17 protein-coding genes are annotated in these 23,779 nt (G+C 36.1%); 8 read left to right on the top strand and 9 right to left on the bottom strand.

Annotated features, from left to right (window positions below):
- Nucleotides 1-16 precede the first annotated feature (16 nt).
- Nucleotides 17-1,225 (bottom strand): serine palmitoyltransferase, encoded by a 1,209-nt coding sequence (gene spt, locus VCM44_RS14325; protein WP_114706298.1) that lies wholly within the window; start codon nt 1,223-1,225, stop codon nt 17-19.
- A 106-nt stretch (nt 1,226-1,331) separates the two neighbouring features.
- Here spt and VCM44_RS14320 point away from each other — a divergent pair, with 106 nt between their 5' ends.
- A complete protein-coding gene (locus VCM44_RS14320) occupies nt 1,332-2,294 on the top strand; it encodes a hypothetical protein (RefSeq protein WP_334679197.1) in 963 nt (320 codons plus the stop codon).
- On the opposite strand, the gene VCM44_RS14315 is transcribed toward VCM44_RS14320, so the two are convergent.
- Nucleotides 2,260-2,991 carry a PilZ domain-containing protein gene (locus VCM44_RS14315; RefSeq protein ID WP_114706296.1) on the bottom strand — a complete coding sequence of 244 codons (732 nt, stop codon included), beginning with the start codon at nt 2,989-2,991 and terminating at the stop codon, nt 2,260-2,262. The genes VCM44_RS14320 and VCM44_RS14315 overlap by 35 nt on opposite strands.
- A gap of 172 nt (nt 2,992-3,163) precedes the next feature.
- Here VCM44_RS14315 and pepN point away from each other — a divergent pair, with 172 nt between their 5' ends.
- From pepN to VCM44_RS14300, 3 genes are all read left to right on the top strand, one after another.
- The gene (gene pepN, locus VCM44_RS14310) at nt 3,164-5,779 is read left to right on the top strand and encodes an aminopeptidase N (RefSeq protein ID WP_334679196.1); all 2,616 of its coding nucleotides are present in this window, start codon (nt 3,164-3,166) and stop codon (nt 5,777-5,779) included.
- Between the two features lie 12 nt (nt 5,780-5,791).
- Nucleotides 5,792-6,577, top strand: coding sequence for a nitroreductase family protein (locus tag VCM44_RS14305; protein WP_114706294.1), 786 nt, complete (start codon nt 5,792-5,794; stop codon nt 6,575-6,577).
- A gap of 76 nt (nt 6,578-6,653) precedes the next feature.
- Complete coding sequence (locus VCM44_RS14300) at nt 6,654-7,166, top strand: hypothetical protein (RefSeq protein WP_114706293.1); 513 nt, start codon at nt 6,654-6,656, stop codon at nt 7,164-7,166.
- On the opposite strand, the gene VCM44_RS14295 is transcribed toward VCM44_RS14300, so the two are convergent.
- The 3 genes from VCM44_RS14295 to fbaA form a co-directional block, all read right to left on the bottom strand.
- Nucleotides 7,153-7,923 (bottom strand): sulfite exporter TauE/SafE family protein, encoded by a 771-nt coding sequence (locus VCM44_RS14295; RefSeq protein WP_114706292.1) that lies wholly within the window; start codon nt 7,921-7,923, stop codon nt 7,153-7,155. The genes VCM44_RS14300 and VCM44_RS14295 overlap by 14 nt on opposite strands.
- Before the next feature lie 19 nt (nt 7,924-7,942).
- A complete protein-coding gene (locus VCM44_RS14290; RefSeq protein ID WP_334679195.1) occupies nt 7,943-8,872 on the bottom strand; it encodes a TIGR01777 family oxidoreductase in 930 nt (309 codons plus the stop codon).
- A gap of 95 nt (nt 8,873-8,967) precedes the next feature.
- Nucleotides 8,968-9,993 carry a class II fructose-bisphosphate aldolase gene (fbaA, locus tag VCM44_RS14285; RefSeq protein WP_114706290.1) on the bottom strand — a complete coding sequence of 342 codons (1,026 nt, stop codon included), beginning with the start codon at nt 9,991-9,993 and terminating at the stop codon, nt 8,968-8,970.
- A 55-nt stretch (nt 9,994-10,048) separates the two neighbouring features.
- Here fbaA and adeD point away from each other — a divergent pair, with 55 nt between their 5' ends.
- The 4 genes from adeD (at nt 10,049) to VCM44_RS14265 (ending at nt 17,816) form a co-directional block, all read left to right on the top strand.
- Complete coding sequence (gene adeD, locus VCM44_RS14280) at nt 10,049-11,809, top strand: adenine deaminase (protein WP_114706289.1); 1,761 nt, start codon at nt 10,049-10,051, stop codon at nt 11,807-11,809.
- Nucleotides 11,799-12,302, top strand: a complete 504-nt coding sequence (locus tag VCM44_RS14275; RefSeq protein ID WP_334679194.1) for a hypothetical protein — start codon at nt 11,799-11,801, stop codon at nt 12,300-12,302. The genes adeD and VCM44_RS14275 overlap by 11 nt, the downstream gene beginning before the upstream one ends.
- A gap of 134 nt (nt 12,303-12,436) precedes the next feature.
- Complete coding sequence (locus VCM44_RS14270; protein ID WP_120404622.1) at nt 12,437-14,488, top strand: alpha-ketoacid dehydrogenase subunit alpha/beta; 2,052 nt, start codon at nt 12,437-12,439, stop codon at nt 14,486-14,488.
- A 184-nt stretch (nt 14,489-14,672) separates the two neighbouring features.
- Complete coding sequence (locus VCM44_RS14265) at nt 14,673-17,816, top strand: hypothetical protein (protein ID WP_334679193.1); 3,144 nt, start codon at nt 14,673-14,675, stop codon at nt 17,814-17,816.
- Nucleotides 17,817-17,847: 31 nt separating this feature from the next.
- On the opposite strand, the gene VCM44_RS14260 is transcribed toward VCM44_RS14265, so the two are convergent.
- The 4 genes from VCM44_RS14260 to VCM44_RS14245 all read right to left on the bottom strand — a co-directional run bounded on the left by VCM44_RS14260 (nt 17,848) and on the right by VCM44_RS14245 (nt 23,755).
- The gene (locus VCM44_RS14260) at nt 17,848-20,124 is read right to left on the bottom strand and encodes an adenylate/guanylate cyclase domain-containing protein (protein ID WP_334679192.1); all 2,277 of its coding nucleotides are present in this window, start codon (nt 20,122-20,124) and stop codon (nt 17,848-17,850) included.
- A gap of 11 nt (nt 20,125-20,135) precedes the next feature.
- The gene (locus VCM44_RS14255; RefSeq protein WP_334679191.1) at nt 20,136-21,707 is read right to left on the bottom strand and encodes a hypothetical protein; all 1,572 of its coding nucleotides are present in this window, start codon (nt 21,705-21,707) and stop codon (nt 20,136-20,138) included.
- A gap of 132 nt (nt 21,708-21,839) precedes the next feature.
- Nucleotides 21,840-23,219 (bottom strand): FecR family protein, encoded by a 1,380-nt coding sequence (locus VCM44_RS14250; RefSeq protein ID WP_114706283.1) that lies wholly within the window; start codon nt 23,217-23,219, stop codon nt 21,840-21,842.
- A 173-nt stretch (nt 23,220-23,392) separates the two neighbouring features.
- Nucleotides 23,393-23,755 carry an ArsC/Spx/MgsR family protein gene (locus VCM44_RS14245; RefSeq protein WP_114706282.1) on the bottom strand — a complete coding sequence of 121 codons (363 nt, stop codon included), beginning with the start codon at nt 23,753-23,755 and terminating at the stop codon, nt 23,393-23,395.
- Nucleotides 23,756-23,779 lie beyond the last annotated feature (24 nt).

Below are 23,779 nucleotides of genomic sequence, written 5' to 3'. Positions count from 1 at the left end.
CTAAGCTCCTTTCTTTCTAGTGTCCCATTGTTGAAGGAAGATCAAATTCCTTCTTGGCCTTTGCAAATACCTCAAGAACTTTTGTTAGCTCACTCTTACTATGAGTTGCCATATAACTTGTTCTAATAAGGGCCTCTCCCTTAGGTACTGCTGGTGGAACAACTGGAGTTGCAAAAACTCCGTGATCACTTAGGAATTTTGTTACAAGCATCGACTTCACATCGTCACCGATGAAGATTGGAATAATTGGTGTTTGCGAATTATATGTATAGAACCCAATTTCTTGGAATCCATTTCTCATAAATTGTACGTTATCCCATAGTTTCTCATGAAGAGTGTCGTCTTCATTGATAACGTCGATACATGCAGATACTGTCGCAACTGCTGAAGGGGCCATTGAAGCAGAGAACATAAATGATCTCGCTAAGTGCTTTACGTAGTTGATAGTTTCAGCATCACCTGAAAGTACACCACCAATAGAAGCAAATGATTTAGAAAACGTTCCCATATTTAAGTGTACTTTATCAGTTACACCAAAGTGGTTCATCGTTCCTGCACCTTTTTCTCCCATCACACCGATACCATGAGCATCGTCAACGTAGATATAGGCACCATATTTTTCTGCAAGTCTTACCATTTCTGGAAGGTTTGCAATATCACCAGTCATTGAGAAAACACCGTCAGCTACGATGATAACTTTTTGGAAGCGATCGATATTAGCTTCAAGTTGCTCTTCAAGAGACTCCATATCGTTGTGACGATATTTAAAAGTTGTTCCCATTGCTAAACGTGAAGCATCAATGATTGAAGCATGATTTTCAGAATCAAAGAGCATACAATCTCTTGGCCCACAAATAGCAGATAGAGCACCAAGGTTCGTTTGCATACCTGTTGAAAAGATAAGGGCCTTTTCATGCCCAAGGTATGTAGCTAGCTTTTCTTCAAGTTCTTCGTGTATCGTTAAATTTCCATTAAGAAATCTTGAACCAGTACAACCTGTACCGTATTTTTCAATGGCCTTTATGGCCGCTTCTTTCACATGTGGGTGGTGAGTTAGACCAAGGTAGTTATTTGAGCCGATCATGATTTGATCACGGCCATCAATTTTTACAACCGTTCCTTCTGAGTCACCAATTTGACGAAAGAATGGATAAAGATCTTTAGACTTAAGCATATTTGCTTTGTCCATTAAACGGTCAGCTGCACTTGAAAATTTCAACGACATATTTCACATCTCATTAGAATTGTATTAATAAATAGAGGTAGCAGTGAATTTATCCATATATTGTTGACAAGTCAACTTAGATATATGCGTTAAGGTAGTACTTATCATGTTTAAATTATTCAACTTTTCTTCTTTTTTAAGTGCCATGATTCACTTCATCATCTTAACGATTTGTGCATCGTGTATTGGGGGAGATAAAGAGCTCTCTCAGACTGTAAGTTCTGAAGTGCAAGACTGGAAAATACCTTGTGATTTAAGTACTTTGTGTACGAAAAAACAACTTATTAGCTCACTTAATGGCCCAATTGAATTTAGAAAAACTCTAAAAGAGAAGATTGATAATAACTTTAATCAATTCTTTGATATGTATGGAAACGACTTATTCTATGTCTGCGCAAGCTTAATTAGTGTCGGAGGATGTCGTGAAATACAAATTGATAAGGCCTCTAAAGTATCTTTTGAATTGTATATGAAAGGTCTTGCAAGTTGCCATCACCGTCTATGTCATGACTACTTTCAACAAAATAAGGCCCAGCTTTTAAAATTGGCCAACTCTTTTGATTCACAGCTCTCACTTAAATCATATTATCTTATGGCAGTTAAGTTACCGCTTCCTTGGTATGATAAGGCCGGCTATTTAAAGAAATACTTAGAGTTAATAGATGCTAAAGTCCTAAAATATGAAGAACTAGGGCCACTTATAAGTGCAATCCCAAATCATCAGGGACTGAAAACCTTTATTGCTAAGAGGTTTTTTAAAATAGATGAGAATCTTGATGGTGTCGCTGTTTACTTAGCTCGTTATCAAAATGGATGGCATGATATTTATTATAAGAAGTTTCTAGCTAGTGATAATAAAGTTGCAATAAACGCCTTTATTAATTCTATGCCTATTGGTTGTCCTCAAATATCAACGATATTGTCTTTTAAAGATTTGATAGATCATAAAAATAAGAAGGTATTAGAAGAGACTCTTAATCAAGAAGAACTTGATAAGTATTTTTCGTCTTTAAAGCTTAAGAGCAATAAGGAGTCTAAGTGCCTTTCTTCATCGCCGCCTGCTTTCTAAGCTCTTCTCCACGGGCCTCAGAGTTAATTGAAAGAACGAGGTCTTCCTCAACATCTTTATCCATATTTTGAAAAGCGGCACCAATACCTAAAGGCTTTTCTGAGTCAGAATCATTTGGCCAAGTTGCTGCAATCTTAAGTTGAGGAATCTCAAAGCGCTTAGAAGCAAGTCTTACAGTGGCCTTGGCAAAGATGGTCTCTTTTGCAAACTTCTCTTTGAATTCAGAAGAGCAATTAAAGCTTATTCCACCAGCAGAAATATCATTGCAGTCAAATACATCTTCTTCAATTTTAATTTGAATAGGGATATATGAGTTTGCGTGTAGTCGATAGTTAGTACGTTGCTGACTTTTATAGAAAGGTCGATCAGCTTTAAGACTATATAATTCACTTGCTGAATTGAAACTTAGAAACGAGCTAGAGAATAGGTATACAGACTTAAAAGTGATTTTAATTAGAACTTCACTTTCTTTATTCTTTGAACCAGCAAGTTTCGCAATGATGCTTGCGTCAAAATCTACTGAAAGTTCAAGGTTGTCTTCATCGAGAGATTTTATTTTAAATTTTTCGACTTTGTCTTTGTCTTGACCTTTTTGCCAAACCTCTACGCTAAGTCCGTCACTTACGGCCCTTCTTAAAAAACTTAACCTCTCATCCTTGGGGATTTCAGAGAAATAAAATTTCTTATTAGCATCCATCTTACTAGCTCACTTTAAATTATTGAATTATTGCGTTAACTATTTAATATTAAATATATTTTAATCAAAGTTTTCATTCAGTTCAAATTGTGGCAAATTCTAGAAATAAATGCCTTATAATGAGCAAAATCGTTATTTTAGATACTTATAGATAGTTAAAAAGGACGTACGTATGAAAACAGAAACTCCAGTAGTCAAGTATTTGGCCGACTACAAGGCCCCAACTCATAAAATTGAAACAGTGGACCTTGAATTTCATCTCGATGATACACAAACTCAAGTTTTTTCAAAAATGAAAATCACACCAGTTAATGGAAATACTCTTGAATTAAATGGTGAAGAGTTAAAGCTTAAAAGCGTAAAAGTTAATGGAGAAGAGTTTTCAAATTATAAGGAAGAAAACGAGATTCTAACTCTTACTGGTCTTCCTAGCGAAGCTTTCACTTTAGAGATTCATAATGAAATTAACCCTAAAGCAAACACTGCTCTTGATGGCCTTTATAAGTCAGGTGGGATGTTTTGTTCACAAAATGAACCAGAAGGCTTTAGAAGAATAACTTACTTTATCGATCGTCCAGATAACTTAAGTGTTTTTACGACAAAGATCATTGCAGATAAGAAAGACTATCCATTTCTTCTTTCAAATGGAAACTTAATTGAAAGTGGAGATCTTGAAGATGGAAAGCATTTTGCTGTATGGAATGATCCATTTGCAAAGCCTGCTTATCTATATGCTCTTGTGGCAGGAGATCTTGCTGTTATTGAAGATACATTCAAAACGAAGTCTGGACGTGACGTTAAGCTTCAGGTTTTCGTTGATAAAGGTAATGAAGAAAAGTCACATCATGCAATGGAATCACTTAAGAAGTCGATGAAGTGGGATGAAGAAAGATTTAGACTCGAATACGACCTTGATATTTATATGATCGTCGCTGTTGATTCATTCAATATGGGGGCGATGGAAAATAAAGGCCTTAATATTTTTAATTCAGCTTATGTACTTGCTTCAAAAGAAACTGCTGAAGATAGAAACTTCTTTGGTATTGAGTCAGTTGTTGGTCATGAGTATTTTCACAATTGGACAGGAAACCGTGTAACTTGTCGTGACTGGTTCCAGCTAACACTTAAAGAAGGTCTAACAGTGTTTAGAGATCAAGAATTCTCTGCCGATCTAAATTCAAGATCAGTATGTCGTATTAATGATGTGAGAAACCTAAAGGCCGCTCAATTTCCTGAAGATGCAGGTCCTCAATCACACCCAATTCAGCCAAAGTCATATATCGAAATGAATAACTTCTATACAATGACGATTTATGAAAAAGGTGCTGAAGTAATTCGTATGTACCATACACTTCTAGGAGAAGAAGGCTTCCAAAGAGGGATGGATAAGTACTTTGAGCTTTATGATGGACAGGCCGTAACAACGGCAGACTTCACTCATGCTATGAGTGTTGCCAATGATAATTATGACTTCTCACAATTTAGAAGATGGTATGACCAAGCGGGAACACCTGTTTTAGATATAACAACTAAATATGATGAAGCAGCTAAAGAATTTACTTTAACAGTTAATCAATCGACTCCTGCAACTCCTGGGCAGCCAACGAAAGAGCCTTTTCATATGCCTTTCTTACTAGGGCTTCTTGATAGTGCTGGAAATGATATGACATTAGCTTTAAAGAACCGTGATGATCAAAATGATCTCGATCGTGGACTCCTTCATATAAAAGCGGATACTGAGACATTTGTATTTGCCAATGTTAATGAAAGACCAGTTGCTTCACTAAATAGAAATTTTAGTGCGCCAGTTGTTCTTCGCTCTGACTTAACTGATGAGGACTTCGTTTTCTTAATGGCAAATGATAATGATGACTTTAACCGTTATGAAGCTGGACAAGCTCTTGCCTTAAAGAATATTCACGCCATGCTAAAAGATGAAAATCATCAAGTTGATGAACTATTCATTAAAGCATGGGGATCGATTCTAAATGATAATAATATTGATGAAGAATTTAAGGCAGTTTGTCTTTCTCTTCCATCGATGATTGATGTTGCTGCAACAATTGATATTCCAAATTACCGTGCAATCCATGAAGCAAAAGATAAGCTATTTAAGCTTCTTGCTAATACTTACAAATTAGAATTAGCTTCAATTTATAATGACCTTAGTACAGAGAGACCATTTAAGGTTGATGCTAAGGCGATGGGAGAGAGAAAGCTAAGAGGATTTGCTCTAGCGTGTCTTTCAACAGTTGAAGAGCATAAAGAGCTTGCTCGTGAATGCTTCAAGTACGCAACGAATATGACAGATATGATGAACTCATTAAGTGTTATGGTTAATGAAAACTTACCAGGTTGTCAGGAATCATTAAAAGAGTTCTATGATAAGTTCAAAGACCAAACTCTTGTTATGCAAAAGTGGCTAAGTGTGCAAGCTTCATCTTGCGATGATACTACTTTTGATAAGGTTCAAGAGCTAATGAAAGACGAAGTCTTTGATATGAATGTTCCAAATCTTGTTTCAGCTCTAATTGGTTCATTTGCACGTAATAAAGTTCAATTTAACCATGAAAGTGGACGAGGGATGAAATTTATTGCTGAAATGATTAGAAAGGTTGATGCAATTAACCCACAATCTGCTTCAAGACTTGCTGGTGCATTTAATGATTACCGTAAGATGCCTGCTGATCTTAAAGAGATAGCAAAGGCCGAACTTACTGCTATTGTTGAAAGTGATAAAACATCTAAGAATGTTTACGAAAAATTATCTAAAACATTAAATTCATAAAGGATATTAGACGTGAGTGATGACATTTTTACAGAGAAACTTGAGTTGAATTACACAGAGGTTGCTCCTGAGATCAACTTTGAGGAATTTGAAAAGGTTATCACTTCACGTCGAAGTGTCCGTGTTTTTGGTGATGAAGAAGTTCCTGATGAAGTTGTTCAAAAGGCAATCGAACATGGACTGCTGGCACCAAACTCATCAAACTTACAACCATGGGAATTCCATTGGGTTAAAAGTGACGATACGAGAAGTCGTTTAGCAAAGTTTTGTTTTGGACAAAATGGAGCTAAGACGGCCAAACACTTAATTGTCTGTGTGGCAAAGACTGATACTTGGAGAAAGAATTCAAAACGAATGATTTCTTCGTTAGAAGAGGTAAATAAAAAGAAAGGGTTGGAAGTGCCAAAGGCAGTAAAGGCCTACTATAGTAAGGTCACTCCGATGGCCTATGGTTATATGGGACCTTTTGGAATCTTATCTCCTTTTAAATGGCTCTTCTTCAATACAATTGGTCTTTTCCAAGTGATCTTTCGCGAGCCAATGTTTCCATCCGAGCTTAAAACTTGGGCCCATAAAACAACAGCATTAGCTTGTGAAAATATTATGCTCTCTGTAAGAGCTCAGGGATATGACACTCTTCCGATGGAAGGCTTTGATGCTAAGAGAGCAAAGAAGTTACTAGGTCTAGGATGTCATGATCATATTACGATGATCTTGGGCGTTGGGAAGAGATCTGAAAATGGGGTATATGGGCCACAATTTCGATTCCCTAAGGAAGAGTTCATTAAGAAGCACTAATGTAAGAATTGGTTGTTTGTTTCTTACACAGATCTTTATTAAAATAGTAATTCAATTATAGAAAAAGGATTTTCTTATGAAGTACTTATTATGCTTATTAATTTCTATTAATATTTTTGCATTAACTCCAAATGATCTAATGGGGTGTTTTGAAACAATTAAAATTAATGATTCATCTATCTCGTATGGGCCAGATTACGAACGTAATTTATCAACCTTCGAGGACTTTGGGACTTCTTATACTTACCGTAATATTCAGTCTAATCGTGCAGAGCAGATTAATGTTTTCACTTTCTTTCAAGGTGTTAGAGATGAAGTCTATTATTCCTACTCACCAATGGTATTTTTTAAGAACTTAGGAAAGTATGAATCAGGTGAGGCAAGTCTTTCTTATGAAATTGATGAAGATATCTATATGAGAGATTCAAGAACTTATGCTTATAAGAAAGTGGATCATCGTATGAGCTTTTTTATAGAAAAAAGAGGTGATTTCTACGAGGGGAGCGTTGAGTTGATTTCTCATATCAGAAATATTGACCGCGGATTCTCTTTTATTTTAAAGAAAGTTACTTGTCCTACATCATACTAATGTCATAAATGGATTTTACTAATAGGCCAACGAGGACGACATTAAATGCTGTTGTTACCGTTGTCCTATTTTCTTTAAGTACCTGGTTTGATCCAAGGTAGTTTCCAATTAAACCGGCCGGAAGTGCAATGGCCACAACTTTCCACATGATTACTCCTTTTATAAGAAAGGTTATAAAGGCCGCAACATTACTTGTGTAATTAATAAACGCAGCATGTGGTGAAGCTTTTAAAATATCAAAATGAAGAAAGAACATCATGGAGATAATGAGAAACGTTCCTGTTCCAGGGCCAAAGAAGCCATCGTAGCCACCAATCATTAAGCCGATTATCGATGATCTGATGATTACTTGAGTTTTTTCAAGTTTACTTGGGTCCACAAGTCCACGTCTTCCTTTCAAATACTTCATGATGAAAATAAAAGGTATAACGAGGATTAATATGTAGACCATATGCTTTGAATCTAGAATAGAACTTAGTCGTGCACCTATTAAGGAAGCAATGAATGCTGCTATCGTAGGGGGAAGAATAAACTTAAAGTCGATTTTCTTATTCTTTATATAGCGAAAAATTGATAAGGACTTTGAACAACATGAAACACATTTATTAGTTCCAAGAATAAAAGGTGCGGGAACTCCTGCTGCAAGGTATGTCGGTATTGTTATAAGCCCACCACCTCCGGCCATGGAATCAATGAAGCCTGCAAAGAGTATAAATATAAATATTCCAATTCCTTGAATTAGAGAGATATCTTCCATTAAGGCATTATGCCTTATTTTAGATACGATTGCGAAGAGTATCTCTTAATGCCGCCTCAAGAAAATTAAATGAGTATTCAAAGCCACAGTCCTTTGTTTCTTCACATGAAACCTTTTGGCTATCTAGTAAGACATGTGACATTTCACCAAATATTGTTTTCGCAGCAATCTCCGGTAATGGAATGAAAGTTGGCCGATGAAGAACACGTCCAAGAGTTTCCGTGAAGTCAATATTCTCTATTGGATTTGGTGCAACACCGTGAATAATATCTTTTTCCGTTTCATGTTCAACCAAGAATCGATATAGGTCTGCGAGATCCCTAATATGAATCCAGCTCATATACTGATGGCCGTCACCAATTCTTCCAGCAACTCCCATCTTAAAAGCAGGAAGCATCTTTGCTAGTGCACCTCCTTCACTTGAGAGGACGACACCAACTCGAATAATTTTCACACTAATACCAAGCTTTGAAACTTTTTTTGCGGCCGCTTCCCAGTCACGACAAACTTGTCCCAAGAAGTCATCACTTGCATCACTATCTGTTTTAAGTTCCTCATCTGCTCGGTCACCATATATTCCAATGGCCGAAGTACTAATTAGTTTATTGGGAAGAGGAAGACCTCTGGATTGCAGCTGCTTTAATTTTTCATAAAGAAGGTTTGTCGCATTAATTCTTGAATTATAAATGCGATCCTTCTTCTCTGTCGTCCACCTACCATCTGCAATATTTTCACCGGCCAAATTAATAATTGCATTAACACCCATGAGTGCGGCCATATCCATTTGACCTTTTTCAACATCCCACTCAAAGTATTTCACTTTAGGAGTGCTTGTTTTTCCTTCTAGGTTGCGAGTTAAAATACGTACCTCATCATAACCATGCTCTAAGAATGAGTTTGTTAGAAATGAGCCAATAAAGCCTGTACCACCTGTTATTAATACTTTCATGGCGTCAGTATAGAAAGAGAATGTGATAATTTTGTCGAGAAACTATGAGTAGGCACTAGGATTTAATTGTACCTACTCATTTATGAACATTTTAATTATAGAATGATTGATTTTCCATCGGACTTAAGGTCACGACAAGCTTGTGAAATACGTTCAGTCATTGCATTTTCTGCTTTCTTCATCCAAGCGCGAGGATCGTACTTCTTCTTGTTTCCAACTTCACCTTCGATCTTAAGCATTTCATCGTAATTCTTGAACATGTGATCCACAACTGGACGAGAGTAGGCATATTGAGTATCGGTATCGATATTCATTTTAATAACTCCATATCCAAGTGTCTCGTGAATCTCAGAAAGTTCACTTCCTGAACCACCGTGGAAAACAAGCCAGTTTTCAGCATCTGCACCTAATTCTTTTGCAACTGCTGCTTGTCCTTCTTTTAATACTTCTGGACGAAGCTTAACATTTCCTGGCTTATAAACTCCGTGTACGTTTCCAAAAGTGGCAGCATACATAAATTTACCAAGAGGGCGAAGTGCTTTTGTTACCTCAACCATCTCTTCTGGAGTTGTGTATAATTTATCAGCTGGTGCATCTTCGTTATTAACACCATCTTCTTCACCACCTACAACACCTGTTTCAATCTCGAGAATGATTTCACTCTTAGCACATCTCTCTAAAAGCTTCTTACTCATTTCGATATTTTCATTTGTTGGTAGGACTGATCCATCAAACATATGAGAATGGAATAGATTAGGCTGGCCTTGAGCTCTTCTCTTTTCTGTTTCTTCAATTAGTGGAATTAGGAAGCTATCAACTTTTTCTGGATGACAGTGGTCAGTGTGAAGAGCAATGAGCACATCGTATTTAGCTGCAACAAGGTGAACGTGTTGCGCAAGAGAGATGGCGCCAAGGACTTCATCATTTAGACCTTGCCCAGATGCAAACTTTCCTCCGCCAGTTGAGACTTGAATGATTCCATCTGATTTCATATCGGCAAAGGCCTTGATTGCTGCATTTGCAGTTGACGTTGAAGTGACGTTAATGGCCGGATATGCGTATCCGCCTTTTTTTGCGCTATCTAACATATCGCAATATTGTTCGTAAGTAGCTATTGGCATCCAGTGCTCCTTTTAGTTATAGTAAGTGAGTTCAAAAACATTATAGAGGTCAAAGATGTCACTTGCAAATAAGGAAACACAAAAATTATCACCTAAAGAGTTAAGAGAGGTCTTAAAGACTGCTCGCGGCGATGGTGAAATTGATTTACTTATTAAAAATGTAAAAATCCTTGATCTCGTCAATGGTGAAGTGGTTGAGAGCTCAATTGCTATCTCTGGTAAAACGATTGCTGGAATTGGTAAGGAATACGACGATCAACCAGCAAAACGTATTTATGATGCCCAGGGGGCGACAGCGGTTCCTGGCTTTATTGACGGACACCTTCATGTTGAATCTTCAATGATGCATCCATTTGAATTTGAAAGACTAACGCTGCCTCTTGGAACAACAACGGCCATTTGTGATCCACATGAAATTACAAATGTAATGGGAGATCGTGGGTTTTCTTGGTTTTTAAGATGTAGTGAATTAATGGATCAAAATCTATTTGTTCAGGTGAGTTCGTGTATTCCTGCACTACCTGGGTTTGAAACAAATGGCGGGCAATTTGATATTATTGATATGAAAAAATACAAGGAGCATCCTCGTGTTCTTGGCCTTGCTGAAATGATGAATTTTCCTGGGGTCATTAATGGTGTAGAAGGTGTGCTTGAAAAAGTCGAAGAATTTGCAGAGTTAAATCTTGATGGGCACTCACCAATGCTTCGTGGAAAACAGCTTAATGCCTATATCGCAGCAGGGATTCAAAATTGTCACGAGACTATTTTTGCAGATGAAGCAAAAGAGAAGCTTCAAAAGGGGATGGGACTAATCATTCGTGAAGGCTCTGTTGCAAAGAATTTAAAAACTCTTGCTCCTGTTGTAAATGAGTTCAACTCTTGTCAGTGCCTTCTTTGTACTGATGATCGCAATCCATATGAAATATTCAATGAAGGTCATATCAATTATATGATTAAGAAGATGATTAATGAGCTTGGTACACCTGCTCATATTGCTTATAGGCTATCAAGCTTTTCAGCAGCAAAACATTTTGGATTAAAGAAGCTAGGCTTAATTGCTCCTGGCAAACAAGCAGATATTGTTCTTGTTGGAAAACTTGAAGATGTCGATGTGAAAGAAGTTTTCAAAAAAGGTGAGCTTGTAAGTGAGTTAGATCTTCCATCTAAAGTTATGGATAAACTTAATAAGTCTGAACCTCCAAAAGAGAATACAATCAAACGAAGCTTCTTAGCACCTACAGATTTTAATTATGATTTAAGTGCTGGAACTTATAATGTGATGGAAATTGTAAAAGATGAAATCATCACTAATCACTTAAAAGTTAAGTATGATGGTGAAGAATTTGCTGAAGATGATATTTCATATATCACTGTGATTGAGAGATACGGTCAAAAAAGAAAACCAAGCCTTGGTTTAGTAAAGGGGATGGGGCTTACGAGAGGGGCCATCGCTTCAAGTGTTGCTCATGACTCTCACAATATTGTCGTCATCGGAAAGACTCCACAGGATATTGCAACAGCGGCAAACGAAATTATCGAAAATGCCGGTGGTTTCTGTGTCGTTGATAAGGGGAGAGTAACAGCATCTCTATCTCTACCTATTGCTGGACTTCTTAGTTTAGAGTCAGCTGAAACAATTAATGAAGGAATTATCCAATTAAAAGAAGCCTGTAAGGAAATTGAAGTAGCAGTAAATGAACCATTTATTCAAATGGCCTTCCTTGCACTACCTGTAATTCCAACTTTAAAAATAACAGATATGGGATTAGTTGATGTAACGAAGTTTGAGTTCATCGATCTTAAATGTGAAGATTAAAAAGTTATTAGATTATATTCCTGGTTGGTTATTCCTAACAATTATTGTTGGTATTACCGTCATATTTCTTGATCCTATCATGGCCCTTTTAGAAAAGCGGGTAGTTCAAGTTGAGGCAAATAAGCTTCGCTCTGATGCAAAAACTATATGTTTTCGTGACGATTTTCCCCAAGGACGTCAATTACAAGCTTGTCGTGATGGAAGTTTCTATGCTCAAAAAGACAATGACGATGAGCTTCATCAAACATATCTAAAACGTTTGTGTGACCTTGATGACCCTCGATCGTGTTATGAGTATGCGAGCAAAAATTTTTCAAAAATAACAAGCGCTGATTACCAAGTACTCTTAGAAAAGGCCTGTCGAAATGGTGCTGGAGGGATTATGCTGGCCTGTGGAAAGCTTGCTCCACTCATTGAAGACACCTCACCAGAATTTGCTAAAAAGTATCTCGAATATGCCTGTGCGGCAGGTCATAAAAAGTTCTGTAAGTAGCTCTTTATTCACGCTTTATGCATTGCGTTTTACCTTGTTATACCTGTCCCATATTTGCTTCCCAAATTTAGTAAATTATGGTTAAATTCCGTCTCACTCAAGATTTATAACTAAATGAAAATACGAGGTTTGAAATGGCAAATGTTCTTAAGCCTAAGAAGAAGTACACTTGGAAAAATACAGATAAGGCCACACTAAAGCAGTGGTATGAACTACTGACACTTGGACGCATGTTAGATAACCGTGCACCAAACTATCTTAAACAAGCAATTGGTTGGTCTTACCACGCACCATATGCTGGACATGATGGAATTCAACTAGCTATCGGTCAAACATTTGAGCTTGGTAAGGATCATTTATACCCATACTACCGTGATATGATGACAGCATTTTCAGCTGGTCTAACGACTGAAGAAATTCTTTTAAATGGTATTTCAAAAGCAACTGACCTTGCTTCTGGTGGACGTCACATGTCTAATCACTTTGCAAAGCCTGAGTGGAATATTCATAATGTTTCTTCATGTACAGGTAACCACACACTTCACGCTGTAGGTACTGCAAGAGCATTTAATCGTTATAAGCACGATGGTGTTGTTTATTCTTCACAAGGTGAGTCTTCAGTTTCTGAAGGTTATTGTTATGAAGCGATCAACGGTGCATCTCGCGAGAAGCTTCCTGTCGTATTCGTATTCCAAGATAATGGATACGGTATTTCAGTTCCAAAATGTGATCAAACAGCTAACGAATACGTTGCAGATAACTTCACAGGTTTCCTAAACCTTTCAATCATCCATTGTGATGGGAAAGATATTTTTGATTCAATGAATGCAATGGCAACAGCTAGAGAAATTGCAGCTACTCAACAAGAGCCTGTAATTGTTCACGCTCGTTGTGTTCGTATTCACTCTCACTCTAACTCTGATAAGCACGAGCTATATCGTTCAGAAGAAGAAAGAGCAGAAGCAGCAGCACAAGATCCGCTAGTTGCATTTAGAAAAGAGCTTATTGCAAAGAAGATCTTTACTGAAGCAGAGCTTGATGAAATGGATGCAGTTGCAAAAGCTGAACTTCTTGAAGCACACAAGAAAGCAATGAAAGCTCCAAATCCAACTCCAGAGTCAATTTATGATTTCGTACTTCCTGAACCACACGTTCCAACGAAGTATGTTGATGGAACTCATAACGAGTCAGGTGAAGAGATGAAGTTCATTGATGCAATTAATGGACAACTAAAGAAAGAATTTAGAAACAACCCTGACACTTATATTTGGGGACAAGATATGGCCAACAAAGACAAGGGTGGTATCTTCAATGTTTCTAAAGGAATGCAACAAGAATTCGGTAAAGAGCGTGTATTTAATGGCCCAATCGCTGAAGACTATATCCTAGGAACGGCAAACGGTTTTTCTCGCTATAATAAAGATATCCGCGTTGTTGTTGAAGGTGCAGAGTTCGCTGATTATTTCTGGCCAGCAATGGAGCAATACGTAGAGTGTTCTCATGACTACTGGAGATCAAACGGTGCCTTTGCTCCAAATATTCTCATCAGATTAGCTTCTGGTGGATATATCGGTGGTGGTCTTTACCACTCTCAAAACTTAGAAGGTAACCTTGCAGGTATCCCTGGTGTACGTATCGTATGCCCAGCATTTGCTGACGATGCTGCTGGTCTTTTAAGAACTGCAATGAGAAGTGAGGGGCCAACGCTATATCTAGAGCCAAAAGCTCTATATAACGCAAAACAAGCTATGACTGTTGTACCAGAGGACTTTGAAGTTCCTTTTGGTAAGTGTCGTGTAAGACGTGAGGGGACAGATCTTTCACTAATTACATATGGAAATACTGTTCATCACTGTCTTGAAGCAGCTGAGAAATTATCTGAACAAGGTTACAGCGTAGAAGTTGTAGACCTTAGATCAATTGCTCCACTAGATGAAGAGGGAATTCTTGCTTCAATTAAGAAAACAAATAGAGCACTTGTTGTTCACGAAGATAAGGTCTTTGGTGGATTTGGTGGTGAAGTTGCGGCCATGATTAACGATAAAGGATTTGAGCTTCTTGATGCTCCAGTTCAACGTGTTGGTTCAACTTTCACTCCAGTTGGTTTCAATAGAATCCTTGAAAAAGCAATCCTTCCAAACACTGATCGTGTTGTAGAAACGGCCCTAAAAGTATTAAATTACTAAGCATTCGCAAAATTTAGATATTGCAAAGGCCTACATTATGTAGGCCTTTTTTATAGGTAAGTATCAGATATCACGTAAGATTTTTGTACAATTTGATGTAAAACTTTCAATTATATAGAATTTATTGGATACGGGTTCCTCATTAATGTACATTTTCATATATACAAATATTTTTGAGGCTACTTTGAAGATTATATCTATCATTGCTATTTTGTTATTAATTTCTTGCGGAGATAAGAATACTTATCAAGTTAATGAAGTTTCAACTATCTCAAATGATAATGAGAATACACAAAGTAGTGAAGATAATAATCGTTCATCTCAAGATGATGTCCAGCTTAGTACGTCAGTCTTAGCTCCTTCTGCAATACCTTTTATTGGTAAGAGATTTAGTATTAAAAATACTTCAGACTTGAAATACGTCGATTTTAGTTATCAAAGAGTCTCTGATACAAGTCAACTTAATAATATTGAATTTAAAGAAGGTCCAAGATACGCAAAGCTTAATGGTATAAAACTTGTCATTAATGAAGGTAATAGACTTTATACTTATTTGGCCAATAATCTTGATATTAAAATTCTTGAAATTAATGCTGAAGAAGTTGTCATTAATTCTAAAATTTGGCTTCCTTCGACAAATGTTACAATTAATGCAAAAAAACTTATCATAGGCCCTCTTGGTTCTCTTTCAACAACACCAACCTTTCTCCCAGATAATGCTAACAGCTTTGAAGATGGTAGAAAGGGATTAAAAGCAGGTGATATCAATTTAAATATTTCTGAGCTCGATATTAGGGGACATGAAAGAGTTATCTTTAATTTAGTTGGTGGAAAAGGCCAAGATGCTGGCCCTGGTAAAGATGGGAGAAATGGATCAATCCCTGGTCTTAACGATTTAGGAGATGGTGTTGTTTATAAGCAATACGCAACTCAGATCGTTGAAGATATTAATCCTCGAAATCCAAATCGATTTTTTACGATACCTGTAAGTGTAAGAGTGGATAAAGAAATTGGTAAAAAGCAATGGCCACAAGATGGTGGAGATGCTGTATCAGGTGGAAGACCTGGTATCGGTGGAGATGGAGGGAATCTATTAAGCCGTATCTCAATTAAATCAAAGTATTTTACAAGTGTTGGTGGGAAATCAGGTAAGCGAGCTCCTGACTATAAAGGAGGAGCTGCTGGACTTCCTAATCCTGCAATTCATGAATACTGGGTGAGTGGTAAACTTAGACAGCGTGAGATTAAAGAGTTTAGGCCAGGAAAAGATATTGATTCACCAAAAGCCAAAAGAGAGTTTGGAAATGATGGCCGTTATAAATTATTAGAAACCACCTTAGATGATCACTGGCTAACAAATGGATATCTTGCTAATGCAATAAAGTATGGTAAGGATTTATTTCTTGGAAATCATGTTGTTGAAGCACACTCTTACTTCTTAAAACTATCACAGTTTTGCACTGATATTTCATCAGAGGACGTGGTACGAGCTAATCATTGTCTTTCGATTTTATCAAATCTTCAAAACCTCAATCTTGGTAATAACTATTTTGGTAATTCTTTAAATAATGTACCTCTAATTAGCCTAGAGACATCAACCTCTATCTATAAAAATGAGTTATTAAATGCTTTAGAGGTTATTTATTTTGCGACTTTAAGTAAGAGTAAGAAACTTGACACCAAAGATAAGGTACGAATCTTATCAAACTTACAGGATTCAATATATAAGGAACTTGAAAAGAGTAATAATCAAATTCCAAAACTTCTGTGGCAAATACCAGATGTTAATACGTTGATTGATGAGTTAAGAAGAGACGAAAAAATCTTTACTGCTGAACTGCTCAGAGTTCAAGCTATTATTGAACAAAGAGCGAGAGATAATATAATAGATAGAAGAAGAAAAGCAAAGTTGTCTAAAGTTTTAAAATCAATTGCAACGGTAGCTTCAGTTATCCCTGTTGGAAAACCAGCATTGGGAGCCTCAGTAGAGGCGTTGACGAGTTTTATTGATAAAGGGATTGATTCTAATAGTCTCAGCGATACTATTGAAAATGTAAGTGGCCTTTATAAAGCTGTAAAAAAGATCGAACCAACAATTGCTAAGTCTAAAGAAGATTGGAACAATGGATTTCAAAAAATTAGATATAGCGTACTTCGTGATAAATTAGATGAAGAAAATAAGAGAGAGGAAAGAAATAAGATATTAAAAACGTATATGAAAGATATTACTAAGTTCGCTTATCCTATCGTTGAAAATACTCTTGCAGAAATTAATTCATATCGAAAAATTTCTTATCCAAAAGATGAAGTAGAAAAGGAAATCTTACGTCTTCAGCAAACTGATCCGATGTTTAATGAGTTAACTCTATTATTAAATAATATTCTCGAAAATAGAAAAAGTGCAGCTCAAAAAGTACGCCAAATAAATTCAAGAGTATCTAAAATAATGTCAGATATTAATGAAGGCTTTAATAAAATTGCTAACATTTCCAATGAAAAGTTTCTCTTATTGGAGCGAAATACTTTTTTACTAGGTCAGGACTTTGAAAGTATTATTGATGATGCTAAATATCGAATCCTTTTTTATAACTACAATCTGTATAGTTCGTATCAATATCGTTTATTCAATAATGAAGAAGTTGGCTTTTACGAGTCTCTGAGTTCTATCATTGAAAAAATGGAAAATGATATATTGATGAATGATGGCAATGAGAGTTCTGATTTAATGACCTACTATAGGTTAAATCAGGATAATCTCTCAAAAATATTTTTCAAATCAATTAATTCATTACGAAGCGAAGAGTTAATTAATGATTCAACTACTATCCATCTCAATGAAGCTCAGATTAGAGAATTAAACAAAGGTAATGAGATCTTTCTTAATCTGTATTCAATAAAAGACCATTTCTCAGGGCAAGAAAATTTAAAGATTCGTGATGTAAAAATTGATACAGACTTCAATGATTCTTATAGCGATCAATCCATTTCTAAGTTTCTCTTAACTATAGAACATGGCAATGATCATATTATAGAAAAAAACGGAATTACATATAAGCTCGGACAAGAAAGAACTTATGAATGGGGAGTTAGTGTTGATACTGTTTCAGGACATCACAGTGTCCTTGAGCCATCAAAGTTAAATTATTCTTTTCTTGAAAGATTAATTGGTGAAGATTTATCTGAAAATGAGGCATCTCAATTCTATGCAAGACCTTCACTTTTAGGAGAGTATAAAATTAAGTTTATCAATAAATCGTATCCTAAGACACAAATAGACTTAAAAGAAGTTAGTATTAAAATTGACTATGATTATATGAAAAAGAATTAGTATAATGAAAGGCCCATTAAATGGGCCTTTTTTATTTACTAGTTAATGTGAAAACCCCATCCCATTCTGGTGGCGGTGGAAGTTTCTTATAATCCTCACAACGCTTAATATAAATCTCACTAGGATTTGTCTTTACGCCTTTTAGATCAGGAAAACGCATATATTCTAATTCAAGAGTTACCTTGAATAACTCAATGGCCTCATCCCACTTTTGTGCTTTATATAATAAAATTGCAGCAGAGAATTTCTCTGATAGTTCTTTAAGGTAGTCAGGAGCAGTCTCTTTAAGCCCAAGGAGATCATATGTCGTTACAGGAATTGATTTTCCTACAACCTTAATTGTATCAAGTTCTCTCCATAGGAATTTATCACCGGCCATCTCAACTGTTTCTTTGGCAACTTGAGTAAAGATACCATACTGCTTTGCTGACTCTTCTAATCTCGCTGCAAGGTTTACAGAGTCTCCCATCATTGTGTAATTCATACGTGAAGCGGATCCCATATTTCCTGTCACAATATCACCAGAGTTAATACCGATTCTCATACGCATATCATGAACAATCTTTGGCCATTTATCTCCTTCAGAGACCCATTTCTTTCGAAGCTCTAGTAGCTTCTCTTGCATACGATGAGCCACCATACATGATCTTTGGGCATGATCAGGTAATTCCATTGGAGCACCAAAGAAAGCGATAATAGCATCTCCTTCATACTTATCGAGAGTTCCCTTTTCTTCTAAGAGAATATCAGTCATTGCTGTTAAGTATTCATTTAGTAATTCAACCAATTGAGTTGCGCTTAACTTTTCAGAAAAGCTTGAGAAGCCCTGAATATCTGTGAAGTAGGCGGTTCTAATTCCAGATGTACCACCAAGAGTCGGTGCGTGACCTGATTCATACATTTCATCGATTAACTCTGGAGAAATATAGTTCCCAAATGCATTCTTTAGAAAGGCCTTGTCTTGATTGGCCATGTAGAAATTTACAATGGTGTTCCATCCATAGCACATTGTTAGCGCAAAGAAGCACCAAAATAATTTTGTCTCATATCCTTGTTCAACAAAGTAATAAGTATCTGCATAAAATAATACCGTTACGAGTACAACTAAGATGGCCAAGTCATAAATTGGATTTTCTTTTAATTGAACTAATAGAAGAATAATAACTGAAATAATAAGTAGCAGCCAAGATAGTTTAGCCGACTCTTTAAATGGTTTAAAATAATAACCATCAATAAGCATCTGAGCAAAGTTCATATGAACCATTACTCCTGGAAGCATTGGGTGAACTGGCGTATTTCTTAAATCGTGTGCACCATAAGCAGTTGCACCCACAAAGACGAGAGCATCTTCAAATAAGTTTTTTAGCTCCTCATCATTTGGATCCTTTGTGATAATGTCATAAATTGGAATACGCTTGTAGGTTTCTTCTCCACCTGTCCATCGTACCTTTGTTTCACCTTTGAGATTTAATTCAATATCGCCTTTCTTTGTTTTTAAAATGGGCTTCCCACCGGCGGTACTAAGATCAAGTTGGGTTTTAAAGATTTTATCCATTTTTGATGGATCATCGTATTCGTCAAATTCCCCAATCCAGTGCATATAGGCAGTTAGTCCATATGATGGAACATGAACTTCACCGTAAGGGAAGGCGAGTGCTTTATAATGTCTAATAACACCATCTGTATCTGCTGTTGCTTCAATAAAACCAAGTGAGGTTTCTGCATCAATAAGCTTTTGTAGAGGATAGACTGAGTCTGAGATAAATGTTGGATACATCTCATAATTTGCCCCTCCAACTTTTGTCGTTAGAGCAAAAATATAAAGATCATCTGGAATTGATGTGTAATGTTCAGTTCCTCCGACTTGTAGATTGTATGGAAGAATAACTCTATTATTTGGTACTTCTTGAAAATACTCGATAGCTGCAACGAGATCATCATCAGGGTTTTGCCCATTACATGTCATTGAGTCTTCCGAGAAGAAAACATCAAATGCAACAATTTTTGCTCCATAACCACGTAACTTCTTAAGCATTTCTGCCCATTTTGTTCGAGGGATTGGCCATGAGTTTAATTTTTTAATCGAGTCGTCATCGATATCTGCTAGGATGATTTTTGGGTGTGGCTTTCTCTTATGCATTGTTTGAAGCATTCTAAAATCATAGAAACGGTTTTCAAAAAATGATGCATATGAAGTTAGATCACGCCATTTTGCTTCATAGTCTTTACTGTAAAGTGAGAAGAACACACTGACACATGAAAAGATAATAATTATAAAAAGCCCAATATTCTTAACAATATTCTTCATAAAAACCTATTTTAGTAATCGTAATTTAATTCAAATGATGTTTGATGGGCCGTATAATTACTGGCATCTTCATCTGATATATTATTTGTGTAGAGGTATTCAACACTAAAAGATAGATTTCTATTAATGACTCGAATGAACTTTGTATTGAAACTAATATTACTCTCAAGACCTCTTGCCGCATCTTGTGACACGTCATCATAATTTATAAGCATATCTGCAAGGCCAATATTTAAAGTCGTATTAGGAAATATTCCAGGATAGAGATAATCAAGTCTAAATAAGTGTGAGTTTGTACTAAGTGTCTCATTATTTTCGTAATCACTCATATCGTATTGGTAGAGAAGAATAAAGATACCATAATTCTTTTTAATAATTTGATCGATTGAGAAAATTGTTGATGAACGGTTTAAGCTGTCGTTGTAGTAAGTAAAACTTTGAGACTTAATAGAGATTGATGTATTGCCAATTTCAAAATGTGGTAGTTCTGTACCTAAGCTGAATTGATTTGATCGATAAGTATATTGTCTATCTTTTTCACTATTAATATCTCTGGCCTGATAATCATATGTGTAGTTTAGAAAAAAACGAGCAGGTTTCTTCTTATATTTATAGGCAAAAGAAAAGTCTACTTCTGGAGTGATATTATAACTATCATTTGAAAAAATAGCAGTATCATTTCGGTCTGAGTAAGTCGTACTTGTAAGTTCAAATCGAGGCGTTAGCGTATATCTTCTTTTAAAATTATAGGCCTTACTAATATTAAAGCGTGTTTGAGAATAGAATGAATCTTTATTTGTACCAGTTGAAGATGGAAGGTCATCAGATCTCGTCACGTTATTATCATAAGCAATCTTTTCACTTACACCTAGGTTTAGTCTTTGACTTGGTAGGGGAGCGCCATTAACAAGTTTGTCTTCTTCTAAATAGAACTCTTTTCTTATATCCGAAATTCTCTTATCAATATCATCAGCAGTTGAGCTATTTGGAAGTATATTAATAGCACGGTAAAGATCTGGAAGGATGTATTTTTCAACAATTTCAGATGCTCTATTGGTACCTCTTGCAATATCTAAGTTTATAAGGGCAACTTGATAATAAGCAATTTGCTTCATCTCTATTGAAGTATCTTTATTCTTTAAAAGTAATTTGTAGTATTTCTTTGCTTGTGGAAGATCCTCTTTAAGCTGATTGATATATGCAATGTAATAGGTTGATTGTTCAACTTTGTACTTTATTTTTATCGAGTTTTTAAAGTTATTAATGGAATCATCAAGTTGATTAATTGCGTATTGGGCCTGCCCTAATTCATAATAGATTTCTTTAGCGTCATTCTTATTTTTTAATGCATCCTTAAAGTATTTTATGGCCAACTCAAAGTCTTGAAGTCTAGCGTGAGAGACTCCTAAAAGATAACTTCTTACTCCTAAGTATTTCTGATCTTGTCTTTTCTTATATTGCTCTTCATTAAGCTTTTCTATTACATCTTCGTAATTAGCATTTTCAAACTCTTGATATATAGATTGTAGGCCTTGAGCAAATAGAGAGCAGCTCAATAGTGATAGAAGTAATAATTTCTTCAAAGTCATTCCTTTAACTTTAATTATAATTTTAGGTGCTTGCCAATTAATTTTACTGATAATTAGGGCAGTTGAACAGAGGGAATTTGGCCGCATTAGACTTAATGCGACCTATAGTTGATTTTTCTAGTTGGTTTATGGCTGCTTTTCTAAGATAACTCGGATAACAGCTCGATTTGTTGAAGATAGTGGGTCCTTTGTCGATTCAATCATATCGTCACGATCACTCATCGTATCTTCCATCATTTTATCTTCTTCTGTTGAAGCTGTCGTTCGATTTGGATCAGTAAGAGATATTGTTGTATCGTCCATCTTCATTGTATCGTCCATTTGCTCGTCCATGACATCGTATACATTGGTTACTTCTTTCATGTCTGAATTTGTTGTATCCATAGTAGAGGTTGAAGCTGGTAGTCTCGTTAATGAATCATCTTCTTTTTCGATAAAGTTACCGCTTTCATCAACTTCATAGTAGTCATTTGTGTACATACCTGTTTCTTTATCAAAACTCCCCATTTGAACAGGAACGATTACTTCATTTGTCATTGGGTCCATCGCTGCATTCTTTGGCGGTGGAATATAAAGTGCGTTCTCTGTATCAACATATCCACCATCTTTTAAGGAACCTTTAGGAGTATCTTGTGAAATTTGAACTTTCTTCTTTTTCTTTGCTTCACTAGCAGGGCCTCTAATGCTGCTGTCAACTTTTGCCATCTGATCAGCTACTTCTGTATTAGTTGAAGCACTAAAGCTCTTGCTATCAACTCCTGGAGGGATAATATTTCTTGCCATTGGCTTTGCTTTCTTATTCTTCTTATCCTTAGCATTTGTCATTTTTGAGCCATCGTTATTTTCAAGGGCCTTAAGTTGTTTTTTATTAATTTTAACTGGAGCAATTGGTTTTGAGTCGATTGCAGGCATAACTCCTGATAACTGACCTCTTTTAACCATTACGGAAGTAGGTGAAGAAACAACTTTTTCTAGGCGATCTTGTCTAAAGTCAGATACTTTAAACTTTGAAAGAGATCCCATTGCAACAGCACCTTCAAATGTAATAAGTGTTGTATTCTGGTTTTTCGAGTTGTAGTTAACTTGAAAGTCAGTTCCTCTTACACCCATGGCCGCTGTTTTCGTTTTAATAAAAAGCTTTGATTTCTTCTTATCTATTTGTAGATAGTTCTTAGAAACCTTTGATCTTAGTTGTCCGTTTACGAGATTAATAATTCCGGCCTTCTTTTTAGGAAATTGCTTAATTTCCATTTGTGAGTTGGCCCCAAGTGTTAGGTTTGATTTATCAATGAAGAGCAATTTAACAAAGCTTCGACTCTTTGTTGTAATACTGGCCCCTTCTGGAACCCAGTCTCCCTTCTTAAGTTTTTTCTTTGTCTGAGTAATAAAAACTTTCCCTCTTTTTTTCATAACCTTAGCAACACCTTTGTCACCGGCCGCATTGAGTATCGAAAAGTTCAATACTAGTGCAATTTGAAAAATGATGAATTGTTTTAATAGCTTCATGACGTCGTCCCCAACAAATTAAACTCATTTATACTTATCGTAATTCAAAGTTATTTCTTAAGCTTAAATATACGTAAATATTGAGAAATAAAGGGACTTAGGGATTTCTTATATATTTGATATGACAAGAAACTGTGGCGGTGAGGGCCACCACAGTATGAGTTTTCAGCTATTTATATAATTGGATCAAAACTATGGGCATCCGGCCTACCAATGGCCGCTTTCTTATCATCATTGACAAGAATAGGGCGCTCTAAAAGTTTTGGATTTTCATGAACTAGTTTTGCCCATTCCATATCACTTAATTCTTTACCAGCAAGACCTAGGTCCTTAAATAGGGCCTCTTTTGTTCTGATTAGTCCATCAAGTGGTGCAAGTCCTGTGTACTTGATTAGATCAAGGAATTCTTTTTCCTCGACACCGTCTTTTAAGTATTCTTTCACGCGAAAGCCAACTCCTTCTTGGATTCCTTTTGACTCAAGATACTCAAGTCCTTTACGACTTTTAGAACAACGTGGGTTGTGGTAATAAAGCATTAATTCTACTCCTGATTAATTATC

The sequence above is a fragment of the Halobacteriovorax sp. DPLXC-1 genome (assembly GCF_036903125.1).
GTDB lineage: Bacteria > Bdellovibrionota > Bacteriovoracia > Bacteriovoracales > Bacteriovoracaceae > Halobacteriovorax_A > Halobacteriovorax_A vibrionivorans.
This window is presented reverse-complemented; position numbering and strand designations above follow the sequence as displayed.

What these genes read in the sequence shown, in the direction of transcription:
- pepN (WP_334679196.1), top strand. Translation starts at nt 3,164, where the DNA reads ATGAAAACAGAAACTCCAGTAGTCAAGTATTTGGCCGACTACAAGGCC.
- VCM44_RS14290 (WP_334679195.1), bottom strand. Translation starts at nt 8,872, where the DNA reads ATGAAAGTATTAATAACAGGTGGTACAGGCTTTATTGGCTCATTTCTA.
- VCM44_RS14245 (WP_114706282.1), bottom strand. Translation starts at nt 23,755, where the DNA reads ATGCTTTATTACCACAACCCACGTTGTTCTAAAAGTCGTAAAGGACTT.
- VCM44_RS14300 (WP_114706293.1), top strand. Translation starts at nt 6,654, where the DNA reads ATGAAGTACTTATTATGCTTATTAATTTCTATTAATATTTTTGCATTA.
- VCM44_RS14320 (WP_334679197.1), top strand. Translation starts at nt 1,332, where the DNA reads ATGTTTAAATTATTCAACTTTTCTTCTTTTTTAAGTGCCATGATTCAC.
- VCM44_RS14295 (WP_114706292.1), bottom strand. Translation starts at nt 7,923, where the DNA reads ATGGAAGATATCTCTCTAATTCAAGGAATTGGAATATTTATATTTATA.
- VCM44_RS14315 (WP_114706296.1), bottom strand. Translation starts at nt 2,991, where the DNA reads ATGGATGCTAATAAGAAATTTTATTTCTCTGAAATCCCCAAGGATGAG.
- fbaA (WP_114706290.1), bottom strand. Translation starts at nt 9,993, where the DNA reads ATGCCAATAGCTACTTACGAACAATATTGCGATATGTTAGATAGCGCA.
- VCM44_RS14260 (WP_334679192.1), bottom strand. Translation starts at nt 20,124, where the DNA reads ATGAAGAATATTGTTAAGAATATTGGGCTTTTTATAATTATTATCTTT.
- VCM44_RS14250 (WP_114706283.1), bottom strand. Translation starts at nt 23,219, where the DNA reads ATGAAGCTATTAAAACAATTCATCATTTTTCAAATTGCACTAGTATTG.
- spt (WP_114706298.1), bottom strand. Translation starts at nt 1,225, where the DNA reads ATGTCGTTGAAATTTTCAAGTGCAGCTGACCGTTTAATGGACAAAGCA.
- VCM44_RS14270 (WP_120404622.1), top strand. Translation starts at nt 12,437, where the DNA reads ATGGCAAATGTTCTTAAGCCTAAGAAGAAGTACACTTGGAAAAATACA.
- adeD (WP_114706289.1), top strand. Translation starts at nt 10,049, where the DNA reads ATGTCACTTGCAAATAAGGAAACACAAAAATTATCACCTAAAGAGTTA.